Here is an 18,194-nt window from a genome sequence, read left to right as displayed (position 1 = left end):
CCTTGCTTAGCCTAGTAGTTGACCGTCAGGCCCACTTGCAGCATGCGCGGCACGTTCCAGTTGTTGGGATCGTCCTCGCGCAGCCGGTACAAGCCCTCGCCGTCCACGCCCTGGGCGGCCATGCCGGCCATCCAGGCCTGGCCCTCGCTCGTCTCCAGCCAGTAGGTCGTCCCGGCGTCGCCCGAGGACTCCCACACGCTGACGAAGTTCTCCGCGTCCAGGACGTTGATCACGTTGAGGAAGACTCCCAGGTCGACGGGACCCGTCTTGAAGGTGCGGGTGAAGCGGAAGTCGAGCTGGTAGCTCCAGTCGATGTTGGCGGCGTTGACCGCGCGCTCGTTCTCCGGGAAGTTGGCGCCCAGGGTGATCTCGTTGTAGACCTTCTTCTTGGTGTAGGGCCGTCCGGAGGCGACATCCAGGTTGAAGCCGAAGGTGCTGCGCTCGAGCAGGGGCCAGCCCATCAGGCGCGGACCGTCGCCGGCGGCGAACTCGTAGAGGATGACGCCGCTGAGGTGATGGCGGCGGTCGTAGACCAGCGGGTTGGTGAACTTGGGCGGGTCGCTGCCCGTCCAGGCCACGCGGTCGTTGCCGTTGTTGGAGGAGCCGGTGCCGTTGGCCCAGGAGATGGTGTAGTTGACGGCCCCGGAGAAGCGCTTGTAGGGCTTGAGCCGGAACTCCACCTCCAGGCCCTTGGTGATGGCGCGGTCCATGTTGAAGTAGGTGCTGTAGGTGGATGGCACGGCCGGCAGATTGAGCACGTTGGCGTAGTCGCGGATGGACTTGTAGTAGGCCGTGAAGGCCAGGGCCGTGTAATCCCCCATGCCGTGGTCGATGCCGAACTCGTAGCTGGTGGTCTTGGTCGGCTCCAGGTTGGGGTTGCCCAGGATGGTGTGGTAGCCGCCGTACTTCGACATGCGCTCGAAGTAGGAGTAATCCACGTAGTAGGAGTAGAAGGACGGGAATTGCGTGTAGCGCCCGTAGTTGAAGTGGAAGGTGGTCACCTCGCTCACCGGGAAGCTGACGCCCAGGCGCGGGCTCCAGATGTGGAAGGCCTCCACGTCCTCCGTGTCGTCGCCGAAGACCAGCTCCTGGTCGGCGCCCAGGGGGGCGGCCGGGTTCTTGAAGCGCTGGGCGTCGGGATCCAGGTAGTCCCAGCGCAGGCCCAGGTCGAAGCGGATGCCGTAGTCGAGGCGGATCTTGTCCTGCACGTAGTAACCCATGGTCACGGGCTGGGGCGGAGCCATGATGTAGTTGGCGTCCCCCGAGTCGGGGCCGGTGGTCAGGGAGCCGCGGCCATCATGCTCGTTGCCCAGCTCGTCGTAGCCGAAGTTGTTCAGGTCGAACCAGGGGGCATCGCTGATCACGGCGTTGGGGAAACCGTGCTCATAGTAGCGCAGGGTGTAGAGCTGCACGTCGAAGCCGCTGCGCAGGTCGTGGTCGAAGCCGATCAGCTTCTGCACGTCCGCCCGCAGGCCCACGTACTCCGTCTGGCGCTTCATGAAGTTGCGGAACATGCGGCCCGGCTGCCAGAAGAGCGAGGTGGGGTCGTAGGTGGCCATGCTGTTCGTGCCGTAGGCCATGATGTCATCGCGGAAGACGTTGTCCCCGCGGAAGCGCTTGATCTTCGTGTAGCTGGCGGTCAGCGTGTAGTTGAGGTCCGCCGCCACGGCGTGGTTGAAGCGCCCGTAGAAGGACAGGTTCTCATCGTGGTACCAGGGCATGTGGTCCAGGTTGAAGAGGTAGGCGTGGCGGTACTCGTTCCACTCCTCGTCGCTGTAGAGCAGGCCCAGGTCCAGGCGCATCTTGTCCGTCAGCCGGTTGGTCAGCTTGAGGGCGGCGGCGTCCCACACGGTGCCGTTCATCTCCTTGGCGCCCTTGTCGACGTAGGAGGGGCCGCGGTCGCCGTAGTCGCCGTGCTCATAGGCCAGGAAAAAGCGATAGGCCGTGTTGCCCGGCACGATGGGCCCGCCCAGACTGACGCCGTACTTGGTCTGGTCGAAGCGGTTGTCCTCGGGGCTGATGGCGTCGCTGGTCAGTTCGGCGCCCACCTGGTAGCGCTCGCCGCCCGTCTTGGTGGTCCAGTTCACCACGCCCGACATGAAGCGGCCGTACTCCGCGGAGAAGTTGCCCTTGTGGAAGGCGAACTCGTCCCAGGCCAGGTCGGGCACGCGGAATGTGACGAAGCCCGAGTAGGGATCGTTGAGCATCACGCCGTCCACGTTGAAGAGCACCTCGTCCTCGCGCGAGCCACGCACGGAGATGCGCGGCCCGTTGGTGTTCTCGTTGTAGTAGCGGCCGGCGTTGCTGCTGTTGTAATTATAGGTCTGCACGCCGGACTGGATCTTGATGATCTCGTTGTAGCCCCGCACGGGCAGCTGCTGCAGCTGGGCCGCCTCCGTGATCTGCACGCTGGAGGTCTTGTCCAGCTCGATGAGCGGACGCTCGGCGAAGATGGTCACCTCCTCGCCCTGGATCATCGTCTCCTCCAGCGCCACGTCCTGGCTCTTGAGCAGGTCGGCGCTGATGCGGAGATCCGTCAGCGTGGTCGCCTTGTACCCCACCGCCGTGATGCGCAGGTCGTAGGTGCCCGCCGGGATGTTGGCCATGTAGTACACGCCGTTGATGTCGGTGGCCGCCCCCATCGTCGTTCCTTCAAGCACGACGTTGGCTCCCACCACCGGGTTGCCGTCGCCCACCCTGCTGACCGTGCCCTTCAAGCTGCCCGTGGTGCCGGCCAGCGCCAGGCCAGGAAGCAGAAGGAGCCAGCATCCGATTGCAGTCAAGCATCGTTTCATGCCGAACCTCCCCTTATCCATGGATTGAGATGCATGTGCGCGGAATCCATCCGGCCGATGCGGATGGCGATGGAAACCCAGGTTGTGGACCAATTCCTTGTGTGACGAGCCAAAGCCGCCGCGGGCCGCTGCCTTGTTGCTCGGGCAAACTACATCGGACAACGAGCCATGTCAAGGGCTAATTGGTTTGCAGCGACTGCGAGCTTTGCTTGACTGGAAAAAACACGGCTGGTGTCGGGCACATTGCCTGACACCGGCGCCTTAGACATGTGGGGAAGAGGGCAAGAGGACGTCGCGGGGTTGGCGCCGCGAGCGCTCACGGGGCGTCGATCTCCTCCGGGCCGCCCCGCTCGCGTTCCAGGTAGCGGTAGATGGAGCGGCGCGAGATGTCGAGATAGGCGGCGGCCTTGTCCACGTCGCCGTCGAAGTGCTGCAGGGCCTGGTGGATGGCCTGCACGGCGGCCTGCTCCTGGATGCGCTTGAGCGGCGCCGGGCCACTGCTGAAGTCCAGGGTCCAGGAAGTCCCCGCCAGGAAGTCGACGGCCAGCCCCTTGTCGCCCGCGGCTCGCTGAAGCGCGGCGAGTCGCTCCGCCTCCAGGCGGCGGCGGGCCCGCTCCACCTCCTCGACGCCGACCGGCTGCACGGCCTCATGCCAGGCGTGGTCCACCAGGTTGAACAACTCGCGCACATTGCCCGGATAATCGAGGGTCTCGAGCAGGCGCTCGGCGGGCTCGTCCAGTTGCTTCCAGCCGCTGCCGTCCTGCAGGTTGAGCTGGCGGATGCGGTGGCGGGCCAGATAGCGGATGTCCTCGCGACGCTCGCGCAGGGGCGGCACTGTGATCTCCAGCCGGCGCAGGCGCTGGTGCAGGTCCTCGCGGAAGGCGGGGTCACCCGCCAGGCCGCGATTGGTGGCGGCCAGGATGCGGGCCCGGCTGCGCAGGATCTTGTCGCTGCCCAGGCGGCGGAACTCGCCGTTCTCGAGGAAGCGCAGGAGCTTGGCCTGCACGGCCAGCGGCAGCTCGCCCACTTCGTCAAGGAAGAGGGTGCCGCCGCCCGCCAGCTCGATGAGGCCGGGCTGGTCCTTGCCGGCGCCGGTGAAGGCGCCCGCCACATGGCCGAAGAGCTGGCTCTCGAAGACGCTCTCGGGCACGGCGGCGCAGTTGACGGGGATGAAGGGCGCGGCGGCGCGGTCCCCGGCGTCGTGGAGGGCCTGGGCCACCAGTTCCTTGCCTGTGCCGCTCTCCCCCTGGATGAAGACGGGCGAGGTGGAGCGGGCGAAGCGCTCGATGCGGTCGCGCAGGGCGCTGATCACGGGCGTGATGCCGATGATGCCGAAGCGGGAGGGGACGAGGACGCGATTATGGATGTCCGAACGTCTTATCACCTCACTGCAAGTCTTAATCAAGATATCGGACATGAAAATTCTTACTGACAGCATAGACTCTAGTATTCTCTTCGCAGTTGCCACAGAACTGTCATCTAAATTCCCGGAGTGAATCATTACCGACAATCTCATGTAGTCAAGCAGTACTAATTGATTTGAGCTCGTGAAAAGGCGCTCTGACACGTTCAATACTTCTTTCATTCTAGGAATGTCAGCAGCCTTATTGTAATGATCAAAAACTATTGATACAATATTCGCACTTATGGCTCCATTCTCTTTCAATGTATTGTAGAAAGTCAATAAATCATTGGCTCTATTTTGCTTATTCAAAACAATTGCAGCAATTGTTTGATAGTGCTTTCTTTCTCTTTCGGAACTAATTCTTTCATAAATATTAATTATATCCTTTGTTTCCAAAAATTCTACTTTTAATAGATCGTACCAGCCTTCTGGTCGTAAGTAGCTTTCCGCGCATAAAATACCATATTCCTCATTACATTCTCTTGCAAAATCAACGTCATATTTGAATAACGCCGCTGTAATTAGATTCATACAAGATTTAATTCTTATTTCATCACTTGTATTTTTGCAATCAATAATTGATCTTAGTATTGGCATCGCAGAGTCAATATTACCACTTTTAAAGAATGCCATAGCTTTGATGAAAACCAACTCCGACCTTTTATCATCAGTAACAATTTCGATATCAGTATCAATTTCCTTTATACAATCATCATACATGCCGTTTTTGTATAGAATTACAGACCTATACAATTCGATTTTTAAGTTGTTACTTTTCATCTCTCTATTCCCCATGATCCAATATTAGCCGTAATTCTATAAAAAACGCCTCCACTGTAATTTGCACTTAGCGAAACAGAATGCCCTGGGTTAAATTCATAAAAGCTCACAAATCCATTGTACGGCTGATAAGAAACGTAAATCCTATATTTGCTTATTACACAAGGAATAGGAGTTCCAACGCAACTTGATCGATTTGGTAACACAATATCCACTAAATCTTCATCGTCAATCAGAGGAGGAAGTGCCGCCTTCAAGGGATGCGCCGGCGCTCCCGGATCCACTCCGTTGCGCTGCCACAAACCGATGAGCTTTTCCGGGTGGGAGAGGTGGGCGTTGCCCAGGTCCATGGCCAGGGGACTGACGTTCTCCACGTGGGCATGGCGGCAGTCCACCAGATCCACGTCGTCCAGCAGAAGCGGCGGCTGGGCGGCGGCGCCCACCCGGATGTCCCACTCGTTGCCCTGGAAGAGGCAGTCCTCCAACTGGACCAGGCTGCCTTGACCGATGCGCAGGGCCGTGATGTTGGTGAGGAACAAGGTTCCCTGGATGAGCACCGTATCCACGCTGTCCAGGGCGAGGCCGGTCTCCGCCACGCAAATGTTGACATCCTGCAGCGTCAGGCGCGAGGCGGGATGGGTGCTCTGGATGTTCTGCTCCGTCGCGGCCAGCGTCACCTGGGTGAGGTTGGCCTCGCCCCCCGCCAGCACGATGGCCTGTTCGGCACCCTCGATCCAGCTGTCGATCAGGTTGAGGACCTGCCCCTCGTGCACCACCAGGGGCAGGCCGGGGGGCGTGCGTCCGGCGTCGGGGACCAGGCGGCACCCGTCCAGGGTCAAGGTGCCGCCCTGCCAGTCCACGTTGCCCAGATTGACGTGGGGATGGTCGGGGCTGCCCGTGACGCGGCCCTCGTCCCCCGCCTGGAGGACCAGCCGATTGTCGTCCAGCCAGTGGGCCGACACCTCCCACACAGCGGCGCGGCCGGCCAGGGCTGAGACCAGCACGGTCACGGCGCTCAGATGCAGGCTGAGGCGCATGAGTCACTCCCGGCGTTTGAACATGCTGTCCGGCAGGTGGGACGCGTGGGGGGAGCTTAGTACAGAGCCTGACGGGAGGCAAGGAAAAAGTGCGCCATGGGACGCATGTGTCACGCGGGCTGGACAACCCTGGCACATGGCACGGTGAAGGGCCAGCCGCTTGGCATCATGAGTTCGATAGCGATAGCGATAGCGAACTCTGGGGTATCAGAACTGGTTGAAGGTCTCCGCGATGATGCCCAGGGCCTCCTCCATCTGCGCCTCCGTGATGACCAGGGGCGGGGCGAAGCGGATGATGTGTTGGTGGGTGGGCTTGGCCAGCAGGCCTCTCTCCTTCATGGCCACGCAGATGTCCCAGGCCGTCTTGCCGCCCTGGGGCGTCACCACCACGGCGTTGAGCAGACCCTTGCCCCGCACCGTGCCCACCATCGGGTGGCCGAGGGCGGCCAGGCGCTGCCGGAAGACGCGGCCCAGCCGCTCGGCGTTCTCGGCCAGCTTCTCATCGCGCACCACCTCCAGGGCGGCCATGGCCACCTTGCAGGCGAGGGGATTGCCGCCGAAGGTGGAGCCGTGTTCGCCGGGCCGGATGCAGAGCATGATCTCGGCGTCCGCCAGCACGGCGGAGACGGGCAGGATGCCGCCGGACAGAGCCTTCCCCAGGATGAGGAGGTCGGGCCGCACGCCTTCATGGTCGCAGCAGAGTAGGCGCCCGGTGCGGGCGATGCCGGTTTGCACCTCGTCGGCGATGAAGAGCACCTGGTGGCTCGTGCAGATCTCCCGCACACCCTTCAGGTAGCCCTCGTCGGGCACAAAGACGCCGGCCTCGCCCTGGATGGGCTCCACCAGGAAGGCGCAGACGGTGGGATCCGCCGCCGCCGCCTCAAGGGCGGCCAGGTCGTTGTAGGGGATCTTGAGGAAGCCCGGCATGAAGGGGCCGAAGCCGGTGGTGCAGTCCGGATCCGTGCTGGCGCTGATGATGGCCATGGTGCGGCCGTGGAAGTTGCCCTCGCAGACGATGATCCTCGCCTGGTCCGCCGGGATCCCCTTCTTCATGTAGCCCCATTTCCGGGCCAGCTTGCAGGCTGTCTCGTCCCCCTCCACCCCTGTGTTCATGGGCAGGACCATGCCGTAGCCGAAATAGTCCGTGACGAAGCGTTCGTAGTCCCCCAGGACGTTGTTGAAGAAGGCCCGGCTGGTCAGCGTCAGGAGGCGGGCCTGGTCGATCAGGGCCTGCACGATGCGGGGATGGCAGTGCCCCTGGTTGACGGCGCTGTAGGCGGAGAGGAAATCGAAGTAGCGCCGACCCTCCGGATCCCACAGAAAGACGCCCTCGCCCTTGGCCAGGACCACGGGCAGGGGGTGGTAGTTGTGGGCGCCGTGGCGCTCCTCCAGGTCCATGGCCAGTTGGGAGGAAATGCTCCCGTGCACAAGCGTGCCCATATGATGGATGCCTCCAGGTTGTGAAAACAAGTTCAACCGGCGCCCAACGTGGAGAATGGCCGCCGATGAGGCCATTCCGGGCGGGAAGGGGCCCGTCCATCATGGAGATGAACCGCGGCGGCTTGGAATCGACCGCCTCCTCCTCTACTTTGGCCGGTTGCCTGCGCGACATGATCCAGATGAGGGCAGGGTGGATCAGTCCACCCCGCCGTCCGGTCGGATCCAGATAATGAGAGTGCTGCATGCTGGGATTCCTGAAGAACATCTTTGGCGGCAAGACCGATCGCCGCGCCCATACCATGGCCAAGTTCCAGACGGATGTGGACCGCATCAACGAGATCTTCGCCGGACTGGCCGCGCTGAGCGACGAGGAGGTAAAGGGCAAGACCGCCGAGTTCCGCCAGCGCATCAAGGCGGGCGAGAGCACGGACGACCTCCTGCATGAGACCTACGCCGTGGTCAAGGAGGCCTGCCGCCGCTGCCTGGGCACCCAGTACACGGTGACGGGCAAGACAGTCGCCTGGGACATGGTGCCCTACGACGTGCAGTTGATCGGCGCCATCAGCCTGCACCGGGGCGGCATCTCGGAGATGGCCACGGGCGAGGGCAAGACCCTGGTCGCCACCATGCCCCTCTACCTCAACGCCCTGACCGGGCGCGGGGCGCATCTGGTGACGGTGAACGACTACCTGGCCCAGCGCGACAGCGAGTGGATGGGACTGATCTACCGCTGGCTGGGGCTGAGCGTGGGCGTCATCCTCAACGGCCAGCACCCGGAGGTGCGCAAGCAGATGTACCAGTGCGACATCTGCTACGGCACCAACAACGAGATGGGCTTCGACTACCTGCGCGACAACATGGTCCTCCACGTGGAGGACCGCGTCCAGCGGGATTTCAACTTCGCCATCGTGGACGAGGTGGACTCCGTCCTCATCGACGAGGCGCGCACGCCGCTCATCATCGCCGGGCCGGTGGAGAAATCCACCCACAAGTTCGTCGAGCTGAAGGAGCCGGTGCGCCGCCTGGTGGACGACCAGGTGCGACAGACGCGCGGACTGATCAGCGAGGCCACCGGGCTGTGGAAGAGCGAGAAGGAGGAGGACCGCTACGAGGCGGGGCTGCGCCTGCTGCTCGCCCAGCGCAGCGCACCCAAGCTGCCCGAGTTCCTCGAGATCGTGAAGGAGGAGGGCGTCAAGCGCAAGATCACGCAGGTGGAGAACGATTACATGCGCGAGAAGCGCCTGCACGAGCTGGACAACGAGCTCCTCTTCTCCATCGACGAGCGCGCCCACAGCATCGACCTGCAGGAGAAGGGCCGCCACAAGTTGGCCATGGTCACCTCCCAGGGCGAGGAGATGTTCGTCATCCCCGACCTCTCCACCGAGCTGGTCAAGATCGACGAAGACCCCGGACTGGGCGAGGAGGAGCGCCTGCGCGCCGTGGATGAGTTGAACCGCGTCTTCGGCGACCGCAGCGAGCGCATCCACAACATCAGCCAGCTGCTGCGCGCCTACACGCTCTACGAGAAGGACGTGGAGTACGTGGTGCAGGACGGCAAAGTCCAGATCGTGGACGAGTTCACGGGCCGCATCATGCACGGCCGCCGTTTCTCGGACGGCCTGCACCAGGCGCTGGAGGCCAAGGAGGACGTCAACATCGAGCGCGAGACCCAGACCGTCGCCTCGATCACCCTCCAGAACTACTTCCGCATGTATGAGAAGCTGGCCGGCATGACGGGCACGGCCGCCACCGAGGCCAACGAGTTCTGGGCCATCTACAAGCTGGACGTGGTGGAGATCCCCACCAACCGGCCCATCATCCGCGACGACCAGGACGACCTCATCTACCGCACCAAGCGGGAGAAGTACCAGGCCATCGTCGCGCGCATCACCTCCCTGCATCAGGAGGGCCGGCCCGTCCTGGTGGGGACGATCAGCGTGGAGGTGTCGGAGATCCTCTCCGACCTGCTGCGCAAGGCGAAAGTCCCCCACAACGTGCTCAACGCCAAGCAGCACCGGCGCGAGGCGGAGATCATCGCCAACGCCGGGCAGGCGGGCGCCGTCACCATCGCCACCAACATGGCCGGTCGCGGCACGGACATCAAGCTGGGCGAGGGCGTGGTCCGCACCGACGAGGCGGGCCACAAGACGGGCGGCCTCTTCATCCTTGGCACCGAGCGCCATGAAAGCCGGCGCATCGATCTCCAGCTGCGCGGGCGTGCCGGCCGCCAGGGCGACCCCGGCGACTCCGTCTTCTACCTGAGCCTGGAAGACGACCTGATGCGCCTCTTCGGCAGCGACCGCATCGCCGGCGTGATGGACCGCCTGGGCATCCAGGAGGGGGAGGTGATCAGCCACAAGATGATCTCCAACTCCATCAGCAAGGCGCAGAAACGGGTGGAGGAGCAGAACTTCGCCATCCGCAAGCACCTGCTCGAATACGACGACGTGATGAACGTGCAGCGCAACACGGTTTACGCCCGCCGGTCCAGCGCCCTGCTGGGTGAGGACCAGTCCCTCGTCATGGAGGAGATGATCGACGACGTGGTGGACAGCATCCTCGACAAGCACTGCCAGCCCGTCCATCAGCCCGACGACTGGAGCTGGGTGGCCCTGCGCCAGGACCTGCTGCGCATCCTCCTCATCAACTTGCAGGTGACGGAGGAGCAGCAGGCCTCGACCACCTTCGACGGCCTGCGCGAGACGCTGTGCCGCATGGGTCGGGAAACCTACGCGCGCAAGCGGGAGCTGATCGGCGAGGAGTTGATGCCCCGCCTGGAGCGCTTCGCCCTGATCACGGCCATCGACCGCCGCTGGAAGCAGCATCTGGCCGAGATGGACGAACTGAAGGCGGGCATCGGCTTCCAGGCCTACGCCCAGAAGAACCCCCTGGTGGAGTACAAGAAGCAGGGCCTGGAGATGTTCAACGACATGCTCCTGGGCACCTACGAGGACACGCTGCAGCTCATCACCCGGGCCAACGTGGAGATCCGGGCCGAGGACACCGAGTTCCGCGGGCGCGGGGTGGAGGGGGCCGAAGCCCACCACCAGGAGGCCGGACTGCTGCAGAGCGGCGGCGCCATGGCGCCGAAAACGACCTCCCGCGAGGAGCGCGAGGCGGCCCGCGTGAAGAAGGAGCCGGTGAAGCGGGAGGGGCCACGCATCGGGCGCAATGACCCGTGCCCCTGCGGCAGCGGGAAGAAGTACAAGCAATGCCACGGCAAGGATGAATGAGGCCCCGTAGGGACACGATGCATCGTGTCCCTACGGCCCGCCCAGCTTGACTCCCCAGTGACCGGACGCTATACTGTGCGCCTTGCAGGCCATCCTAGCTCAGTTGGTAGAGCAGCGCATTCGTAATGCGCAGGTCGGGAGTTCGAGTCTCCCGGATGGCTTCTCACATCAAGGGGATCGTCGCCAGGCGGTCCCTTTCGTGTCTCCTCCCGCCGGGCTCATCCCTCCCCCGGCGCCAACCGGCCTTGCCACTGGCGTGACGTGTCGCCAGCGACCGGGCGGGGTGCAGGGCCACAGATCCCATCTCCTCTCCCGGCGTTCGGCGGCAGCTTCCTCATGACAACTCGCGCGGCCGCGCCGGTGGCGCGGCCATAAGCCAAGGGCCAAGACCCAAGAACCCAAGGGCTCAGGGAGTCCTGGCACAGCGGAAGCCGATGTAGTAGCTGCGATCCGTGGGCGTGTTGTAGCCCCGGTAGGCACAACGGGCGTTCGAACTGACGTGGCCCCAGCTGCCGCCACGCACCACCCGGTAGGCGCCGCTGGTCGGTCCTGCGGGATTCGTCAAATCTCCTGAGGGGTAGTTCCCATACCAGTCCTGGCACCACTCCCACACGTTGCCGTGCATGTCGAAGAGGCCCCAGGCGTTGGCCCGCTTCCGGCCCACCGGATGGGTGCGGCCATCGGCGTTGGCGATGTACCATGCGTAGTCACCCAGCTGCGACTCATTGTCTCCGAAGCACCACCTCGCGGTCGACCCCGCCCGGCAGGCATACTCCCACTCTGCCTCCGTGGGCAGGCGGTAGCCTTTGCCGGGATCTCTTTGGTTGAGCTTGCGGAGGAAGTCCTGCACGTCATTCCAACTCACATATTCGACGGGCAGGTCGTCGCCTTTGAAGTAGGAGGGGTTGTCGCCCATCACCGCCCGCCACTGGACCTGCGTCACTTCCGTCGTCATCAGGGCGAAAGAGGAGAGCGTCACCTTGTGCACGGGTTTCTCGTCCTCATCTCCCGTGGTGCTGCCCATCTGGAAGCTGCCAGCTGGCAGGGTGACGAAGGTCATGCCGGGCAGGGGGCCGGCCACGCCCTGGCCCCCCGCAGGCGACGCGGCCGCGCGCTCCACAGTCAGGACCAGCGACTCGATCTCCTTCTCCACCACCCGAACGGAATGCCGCTTCCCGTCCGCCTCGACCACATGCTCCCCGATGGGCAGCTTCAGTTGCAGCGGGCTGTTGCCGCGGGGCGTGCCGTCCACCGTCACGGCCTGCTCCAGCGCATTGCCCTGGGCGTCCACCAGCCGCACGACCAGGCCGCCCGTTCGCTGCAGGACGTCGAAACTCAGGGTCTTGCGTTCCCCCTTGGCCAAGGCGAAGCGCTCGCCCACCGGGTAGGTCCGGACGCTGTCCCCCACCTGCACCACGTGGGGGCCATGGCCCAGCACGTGATCCCTAAGGGGCGTGTCCCCTGCCCGGACACCGTCCAGCCAGACCGGCTGCGCCGCGGGTGTGCTCTCCACCGTCAGCCAGCCGAACAGGGGAGTCAAGGGTCGGGCGAGCACCGCTCTCTTGTCCACGGTCACCCGCTCGACCAGGTCCTCGTAGCGGGACAGGCTGAGCTTCAGGCTGTGGGGACCCGGGGTCAGTTCCCGGGTGATGGGCGTCTCGCCCAGGTAGCTGCCGTCCAGCGTGACGGTGGCGCCGGGCGGGGTGGATTCGAAGGTGACCAGGACACCCACCGTGGCGGGCAGCTCCCACTCCTCGCCGCCGCCACCAATGCGGCCGCTGGCGGGCAGGTCGGACCGGCGCCCCACCAGCAGGGCGAGGAGGCCGGTCTTCTCTTCGGCCACGGCGATCAGGCGGTCCTCCTGGGCCACTTGCGCCCGCTCGCTGCCCTTGAGGGCGCCCGTCGCCGTCTCGAAGAGATTGAGTTGCAGGTTCCAGGCGCTGCCGAAGCGCACCAGCTGGACGCTCATCAGCCAGTCGGCCTGCAACTTGCGGGCGATCTCCACCTCGCACTCGCCTTCGCAGGCCGCCAGATTGACCCCCATGTCCCTGAGGATGGTGATCGTGTTCTCTTCGCTCATGACCTGGAACTGCTCCGGAATCCGGCGGCGCGCCTCGCCGCGGGCGGCCTGGGCCAGGATGTTGAGCTTGGCCTGGGAGAGGCCGGCGTCCTCCGGCTTGGACTTGTCCAGCACGGCGAGAAGCTGGGCCGGGGCCGGCCCGACCAGGCAAAGAAGGATCAGCAGTCGCAGCAAGGGCATGGCGTCGGCTCCGGGTCCTGGATCATTTCTTGTGTTGCCAGCAGAGGCCATTGGCGGTGGCGCGCCGTGTGCAGCGCGTTCCCCTCTGTGTCATCGCCCGGCAGCGCTCGGCGTCCGGCAGGTCCGGGGCCGGTTCGGTCCACGGGCGGGTCCCGGCCTGGTCCTCGTGCTGCCAGCAGTAGCCGCTGGGTCTCTCGGTGGTGCGCTTGCAGCGGGCGCCGGCCTGGGTCGTGCCCAGGCAGCGCGTCGATCTGCCCGGGGTGTTTTTCGGCGGCTGCACGGCGGCAGGCGACGGGGTTGATGGTGCAGAGTCGGCGGTCCTGACCACGGCGGGCCGGGCGGGCGTCCCGGCGGATTGCTGCCCCGGCGCCGCCGGCTGGGCCAGGGAGGCGCAGGCGGAGTCGGGCGCCCAGGTGCCGGCCAGGAGCCGGCAGGCCGCGCGCGGGACGCCGTTGACCAGATCCTCCTTCCCCTTCGCCGTCAGCTGCTCGGAGCCCGCCAGCTGGCCCGTGGCGGTCTTGAAGAGGTTCAGCTGCAGGGTCCACTGCGCTCCGAAGCGCACGACCTTGCTCGTGACCAGCCAGTCGGCCTGCAGCGTGCGGGCGAGCTCCACTTCGCACTCGCCCTCGCAGCGGGCCAGATCCACGCCCATGTCCTTCAAAATGGTGACGGTGTTCTCCTCGGAGAGCACGGCGACCTCCCGGGCGCCCAGGTGGCGCGCGGCCTCGCCGCGCACGGCCTGCGCCAGCAGGCTCAACTGGTCGGCATTGAGTTCCGCGCTGGTGGGGTGGGAGCGGTCGATGACGGCTAGCAGCCCGGCCCGCGCCGGGACGGGGAGGGCCAGGAGCGCGAAGAGGACGAGGCGCGCCAGCACCTCCCGGGCGCGGCGCGGCCGCGTGGTCCTCCGGCCCTGGCTCAACATACCTGCCACCAGGGCGCGGCCCAGACCCGGCGCGTCAGGGGGAAGGCCTCCTCGCCCGCGTGGAGGAGCAGGCCGCCCTCGGCCAGGTCCGGGTACTCGTCCAGGAAGGCCTCCAGGCCCCTGGCGTCGGCCGGCTGGACGCGGGTGGCGGCCTTGACCTCCACCGGCAGCAGGCGGCGCGGCGTCTCCACCACGAAGTCCACCTCCTGGCCCGTGGCCGTGCGCCAGTAGAGCAGGCTCACCGTCTCCGCCTGGGCGTCGCGCCAGGCCAGCAGGTCCGCCAGCACCAGGTTCTCCAGGTGGGCGCCGCGGGGCTCCGTCTCGCCGGCCAAGTGCAGGGCCAGGGCCGTGTCGCTCCAGTAGAGCTTGGGCGCCTTGATCAGCCGCCTGGTGCGGTTGACCGAAAAAGCCGGCAGGCGCACGGCCTGGTAGCTGGCCTCCAGCAGGCCCAGGTGGCGGTGCACCTGGGGCTGCACGATGCCCGTGTCGCGGCTGAGTTCGGTCTGGTTGAGCAGGCCGCCCATGCGCAGGCAGGCGGCGCGCATCAGGCGGCGGAAGTCGGGCAAGCCCGCCACGGAGCGCAGCATCTGCAAGTCGCGCTCCAGGTAGGTCTGCACGTAACCGGAGAACCACAGGCGCCGGGCCTCGGGGTCCTCCAGCAGGCTGGGCACGGGCATCCCGCCGCGCCGGGCCGCGTCGCGCCAGTCCTCCCGCGGACCGGCCTCCTCGCGCAGGCAGCGCGCCCAGTCCGCCGAGGGCGTCTCCAGCAGGCGGCTCCAAGCGCCGGCCCGCCCCAGGCCCAGGCGTTCGCGGCGGGTGAAAGGCCAGAGCTGGACGTAGACGGCGCGACCGGCCAAGCTCTCCGCGACCTGCTCCTGCATGAGCAGGTTGGCCGATCCGGTCAGCACGAAGCGGCCGGGAGTGCGCCGGGCATCCTCATCCACGACGCGCTTGACGGCGATGAGCAGGTCCTTTGCCCGCTGCACTTCATCCAGCACGAGGGCGGGAGCGCGCCGCGCCAGGGCCTCCGGCTCCTCCAGGGCCTGGGTGCGCAGGTCCAGGTCGTCCAGGCTCAGGTAGGGCCGGCCGGCCAGTTCAGGCAGAGCCTTCACCAGGGTGGTCTTGCCCGTCTGCCGCGCCCCGGTGAGCACAACGACGGGGGATAGCGCCAGGGCCTTCTTGAGGCCCCCGGCGGCCAGACGGGGCAGAGGGCTTTGCTTTGTGCTGCTCATGGATGTATGATAATCATACTTTCAAAGTATGACAAGTCGTAAGGGCGAGACGCTCAATAGATGAGCAGTCTTGCCGTGATGGATTCCTCCGCCTTGGCCTCGCCCCCGAACAGGGCTTCCAATCCCAGGCCGAGATTGGCGCCGGACCACGAGCACTCGGCGCGATAGTGGCGCGTGACCTCGCTGAAGCGGCCGTCGCTCAGCCTATGCTCTTTCAGGAAGTCCATGCCGGCCGCCAGGGCCAGGCCTCCGCGGGCGCGGTACTCCAGGCCCGGGCCGCCCAGCAGGAGGCGCTCGTCCCACTTGGTGCGGGTCTGGATCACCTGGTAGCCGGCGCGGCCGAAGGCGTGCACCGGCCCCAGGTGGAGGGGCGTGATCTCGACGACCGCCCGCAGCAGGGCGTAGTGCGTCTTCGCCTCGGGGTGGTCATCGAAGTCCTCGGTGGCGCGCCACCAGCTGAGGACGAGGTCGTAGAGCGAGGCGCTTCTGTCGGCGTAGCGCAGGTCCGCGCCCCAGGCCATGACGCTGCGCCGGACCGTTCCCTCCTGGCGGGGATAGAAGAAGCAGGGACCCCAGCCGCCTTCCAGACAGAAGCGGTTGCGGATGCCCGAGCGGCGCTCTTCCCAGCCGGTGGCCGGCGGGACCGGTTTTGGCTCCCGGTCCCGAAGCACGACCCCTTCCGCCTCCCGCGGCGGGCTGGTCGCGGGAGGCTCCGCCGCGACCCCGACCCTGTCCCCCCCTGCTTCGGGGAACTGGCTGTGGCAGAGGTCCCGGATGAGGTGCTGCAGCGCGGGTCGCAGCTCCCGTTCGCTGCCGCACTCCCGGGTCTCGCCGCCCACCATGGCTCCGCTGGAGGTGCGGAAGAGGTTGGCCTGGACGGTCCACTCGCCGCCCAGCCGCACAAGGCGGATGGAGACCAGCCAGTCCGCTTGCAGGGTGCGGGCCACTTGCAGCTCGCATTCGCCCTCGCAGGTGGCCAGGTCGACGCCCATGTCCCGCAGAATGGCGATGGTGTTCTCTTCGGACAGGACGACACATCCACGGTGGGCCAGGGATCTGACCAGCTGGCCGCGCGCCGCCTGGGAGAGGATGGAGCGCTGGTCCTCGTTCAAGCCGCTGCCCGCCTCGCTTGAACGGTCGATGACCGCCACCAGGGTGGCGCCGACAACAGGCGCCTCCATCGCCCAGGCGCCGCCCAGGGCGGAGAACAGGCCCGGCCAGGCGAGGACGGCCATGATCCAGGCGGCGGCCCACGCCTTGGGCGCAGCCCTGGAAGCAACGTGCGCTTTCACCAGGATGACATGTGGAGTCGATGGATGGCGGCTACCAATCCTCACTCTGCATTTCCTGCATCTTTTCCAGGGCGCGGTTGATGTTCTGGCGCACCTGTTCGTCGGCCTCGGCGGCGGCCTTGGCCTTGAGCAGGTTCTCCATGAACTGCTTGGGGGCATCCTTCGGCATCATGAAGAGGGCCTGGACCACGAAGTAGCGGCGCAGGGCGCCGTTCTCAAGCAGCTCCCACTGTTCCACGTGCCACTGTTTGACATCGCCCATGGCCACGCCCTGGCCCTTGAGACGGGTCATCTCGTCCTGCACCACGCCCGGGGTGAGAATGTCCGAGGAGGCGCCGATGAGGCTGGCCACCTGGTCGAACATGCGCTTGCCCTGCAGTCCGGCGGCGTCGATGGCCTGGATGTAGGCGTTCATGCGGGCATCGGTGCGGGCATCGGACTCCATGGCGAACTGGCGGGAGAGGCCGGCGAAGGCCTTCATCTCCTTGGTGCTCTCCTTCTGGGGATTGTCCACCCAACTGGGGCGGTCCCCGCCGCTGATCTGCCGGCGGCTTCCCTCCATCATCTTGCGGCCTCCGGCACATCCCGCCAGCACCAGGGCGGCCAGCAGCAGGGGCAGAATCCGTCGCAGCTGTCTCATGGTCTCCTCCTGTGGAAATGGTGTGTCACATCTGCTCCAAGAGGCGCTGGCGCAAGCCCGTGGCCAGGGATTCGGGCAGGCTCTCCAGCAGCATCTTGCTCTCAAGCAACCGGCGCACGGCCCACTCGGCGTTGCCTCCCGCCTCGCGCAGGTCGGTCAGGCCGCCGCCCGGTTCCACCGCCCGCCAAAGGACCTCCCCGCCCGCCAGCGTTTGCAGCGTGGTCTCCAGCCGGCCCGTGCAGCTCACCAGCCCGCCGGCCACGGTGCGCGTCGTCAGGTCGAGGGTTCCCGTCAACAGGGCTCCGGAGGCCTGCGCCACAGCGGCGCCCTCCAGGATGGTCACGGGCAGCTGGCGGCGCAGGGCGCGGGCCAGGGCCGGTCCGAACCCGCTCACGACCGGCTGCTTGTCCAAGCGGGTCTCCAGGGCCACGTGGATGGTGAATCGGCCCAGCGCCTCTTCCACCCCCTGGCGCAGGTCCTCCCGTCGCTTCAGCTGGGCGGGGGTCCAGCCTTCGTAGCGGTCCAGGGCTTTCAGTTGGCGCCAGGCCCGGCCGGCCAGGCGGAGTCCTTCTCCCACGCGCGAACCGGCCAGGGCCAGGCCGGCGCTGCGGCCGCCCTCCTCGATGGCGGGACCCAGTTCATCCAGCAGCTCCTGCAGCAGGCGCTGGTGATCCGCCCGGTCATAGCGCATGCGGCACCAGGCCTGCACCTCCACCTGCAGACCCCTGTCCGTGGCGCGCTCCCGGGTCTCGATGTACCAGGCCTCGGCCTGCACGCTGACCAGGTTGCGGCTGAGGGCGCGCACCTGGGCCTCCTGTTCCACGGAGGCCTCAAGGATCTGGGCGGGACGCCCATCCAGCGTCACCCGCTGCAGCACGCTGCTCTCAACCTGGCTGTGGAGGGAGGAAATGATGGCCTGGCGGGCCTGCAGCTCGGCGTCCCGGCGCGCCTCGGACTCGTCGGCGCAGGCGTGGGAGACGCCGATGAACAGCCCCGGTCCGGCCTGGGAGCGCAGGCCGGCATCTCCCAGCGCCCGGACCACGCGGCTCTCCCCGGGTTTGAGCGAGCGGGACGCGCCGCAGGCGACCAGGAGCAGGACCAGGCCGAGGAGCGCCCAGCGGGTTCCAGGCGAGAACGATGAGGGCAAGGAAACCTCCC

Annotated in this window: 11 protein-coding genes and 1 tRNA gene; 2 read left to right on the top strand and 10 right to left on the bottom strand. The window is 65.9% G+C overall.

Going from position 1 to position 18,194, the window contains the following annotated elements:
- Positions 1-11 precede the first annotated feature (11 nt).
- From Q8O14_03325 to rocD, 4 genes are all read right to left on the bottom strand, one after another.
- Complete coding sequence (locus Q8O14_03325; GenBank protein ID MDP2359772.1) at positions 12-2,795, bottom strand: TonB-dependent receptor; 2,784 nt, start codon at positions 2,793-2,795, stop codon at positions 12-14.
- Between the two features lie 316 nt (positions 2,796-3,111).
- Complete coding sequence (locus Q8O14_03320; GenBank protein ID MDP2359771.1) at positions 3,112-4,179, bottom strand: sigma-54 dependent transcriptional regulator; 1,068 nt, start codon at positions 4,177-4,179, stop codon at positions 3,112-3,114.
- A gap of 797 nt (positions 4,180-4,976) precedes the next feature.
- Positions 4,977-6,017, bottom strand: coding sequence for a hypothetical protein (locus Q8O14_03315; GenBank protein MDP2359770.1), 1,041 nt, complete (start codon positions 6,015-6,017; stop codon positions 4,977-4,979).
- Between the two features lie 207 nt (positions 6,018-6,224).
- Entirely contained in the window at positions 6,225-7,457 is a 1,233-nt protein-coding gene (gene rocD, locus Q8O14_03310) for an ornithine--oxo-acid transaminase (GenBank protein ID MDP2359769.1), read from the bottom strand.
- Positions 7,458-7,699: 242 nt separating this feature from the next.
- On the opposite strand from rocD, the gene secA reads away from it, so the two are divergent.
- Together secA and Q8O14_03300 are read left to right on the top strand one after the other, a co-directional pair.
- Positions 7,700-10,690 carry a preprotein translocase subunit SecA gene (gene secA / locus Q8O14_03305; protein ID MDP2359768.1) on the top strand — a complete coding sequence of 997 codons (2,991 nt, stop codon included), beginning with the start codon at positions 7,700-7,702 and terminating at the stop codon, positions 10,688-10,690.
- An 88-nt stretch (positions 10,691-10,778) separates the two neighbouring features.
- A tRNA-Thr gene (locus Q8O14_03300) sits at positions 10,779-10,851 on the top strand.
- Positions 10,852-11,096: 245 nt separating this feature from the next.
- Here the strand turns inward: Q8O14_03300 and Q8O14_03295 are convergent.
- From Q8O14_03295 to Q8O14_03270, 6 genes are read right to left on the bottom strand one after another with little or no spacing between them, the layout of a single operon-like run.
- On the bottom strand, positions 11,097-12,950 hold the full coding sequence (locus Q8O14_03295) for an SUMF1/EgtB/PvdO family nonheme iron enzyme (protein MDP2359767.1): 1,854 nt from the start codon (positions 12,948-12,950) through the stop codon (positions 11,097-11,099).
- Positions 12,951-12,972: 22 nt separating this feature from the next.
- Entirely contained in the window at positions 12,973-13,872 is a 900-nt protein-coding gene (locus Q8O14_03290) for a DUF5763 domain-containing protein (GenBank protein MDP2359766.1), read from the bottom strand.
- Positions 13,866-15,104: an ATP-binding protein gene (locus Q8O14_03285; GenBank protein ID MDP2359765.1), complete on the bottom strand. Its 1,239-nt coding sequence runs from the start codon at positions 15,102-15,104 to the stop codon at positions 13,866-13,868. The genes Q8O14_03290 and Q8O14_03285 overlap by 7 nt, the downstream gene beginning before the upstream one ends.
- 53 nt (positions 15,105-15,157) lie before the next feature.
- Positions 15,158-16,396 (bottom strand): hypothetical protein, encoded by a 1,239-nt coding sequence (locus tag Q8O14_03280; protein MDP2359764.1) that lies wholly within the window; start codon positions 16,394-16,396, stop codon positions 15,158-15,160.
- 31 nt (positions 16,397-16,427) lie between these two features.
- Positions 16,428-17,036 (bottom strand): hypothetical protein, encoded by a 609-nt coding sequence (locus tag Q8O14_03275; protein MDP2359763.1) that lies wholly within the window; start codon positions 17,034-17,036, stop codon positions 16,428-16,430.
- Between the two features lie 25 nt (positions 17,037-17,061).
- Positions 17,062-18,183 carry a hypothetical protein gene (locus tag Q8O14_03270; GenBank protein MDP2359762.1) on the bottom strand — a complete coding sequence of 374 codons (1,122 nt, stop codon included), beginning with the start codon at positions 18,181-18,183 and terminating at the stop codon, positions 17,062-17,064.
- Positions 18,184-18,194 lie beyond the last annotated feature (11 nt).

The sequence above is a fragment of the bacterium genome, from assembly GCA_030685015.1.
Classification (GTDB): domain Bacteria; phylum CAIWAD01; class CAIWAD01; order CAIWAD01; family CAIWAD01; genus CAIWAD01.
This window is presented reverse-complemented; position numbering and strand designations above follow the sequence as displayed.

Bases quoted from the DNA above. Each gene is read 5' to 3' on its own strand.
- Q8O14_03325 (MDP2359772.1), bottom strand. From the start codon at position 2,795: ATGAAACGATGCTTGACTGCAATCGGATGCTGGCTCCTTCTGCTTCCT.
- Q8O14_03315 (MDP2359770.1), bottom strand. From the start codon at position 6,017: ATGCGCCTCAGCCTGCATCTGAGCGCCGTGACCGTGCTGGTCTCAGCC.
- rocD (MDP2359769.1), bottom strand. From the start codon at position 7,457: ATGGGCACGCTTGTGCACGGGAGCATTTCCTCCCAACTGGCCATGGAC.
- secA (MDP2359768.1), top strand. From the start codon at position 7,700: ATGCTGGGATTCCTGAAGAACATCTTTGGCGGCAAGACCGATCGCCGC.
- Q8O14_03295 (MDP2359767.1), bottom strand. From the start codon at position 12,950: ATGCCCTTGCTGCGACTGCTGATCCTTCTTTGCCTGGTCGGGCCGGCC.
- Q8O14_03290 (MDP2359766.1), bottom strand. From the start codon at position 13,872: ATGTTGAGCCAGGGCCGGAGGACCACGCGGCCGCGCCGCGCCCGGGAG.
- Q8O14_03285 (MDP2359765.1), bottom strand. From the start codon at position 15,104: ATGAGCAGCACAAAGCAAAGCCCTCTGCCCCGTCTGGCCGCCGGGGGC.
- Q8O14_03275 (MDP2359763.1), bottom strand. From the start codon at position 17,036: ATGAGACAGCTGCGACGGATTCTGCCCCTGCTGCTGGCCGCCCTGGTG.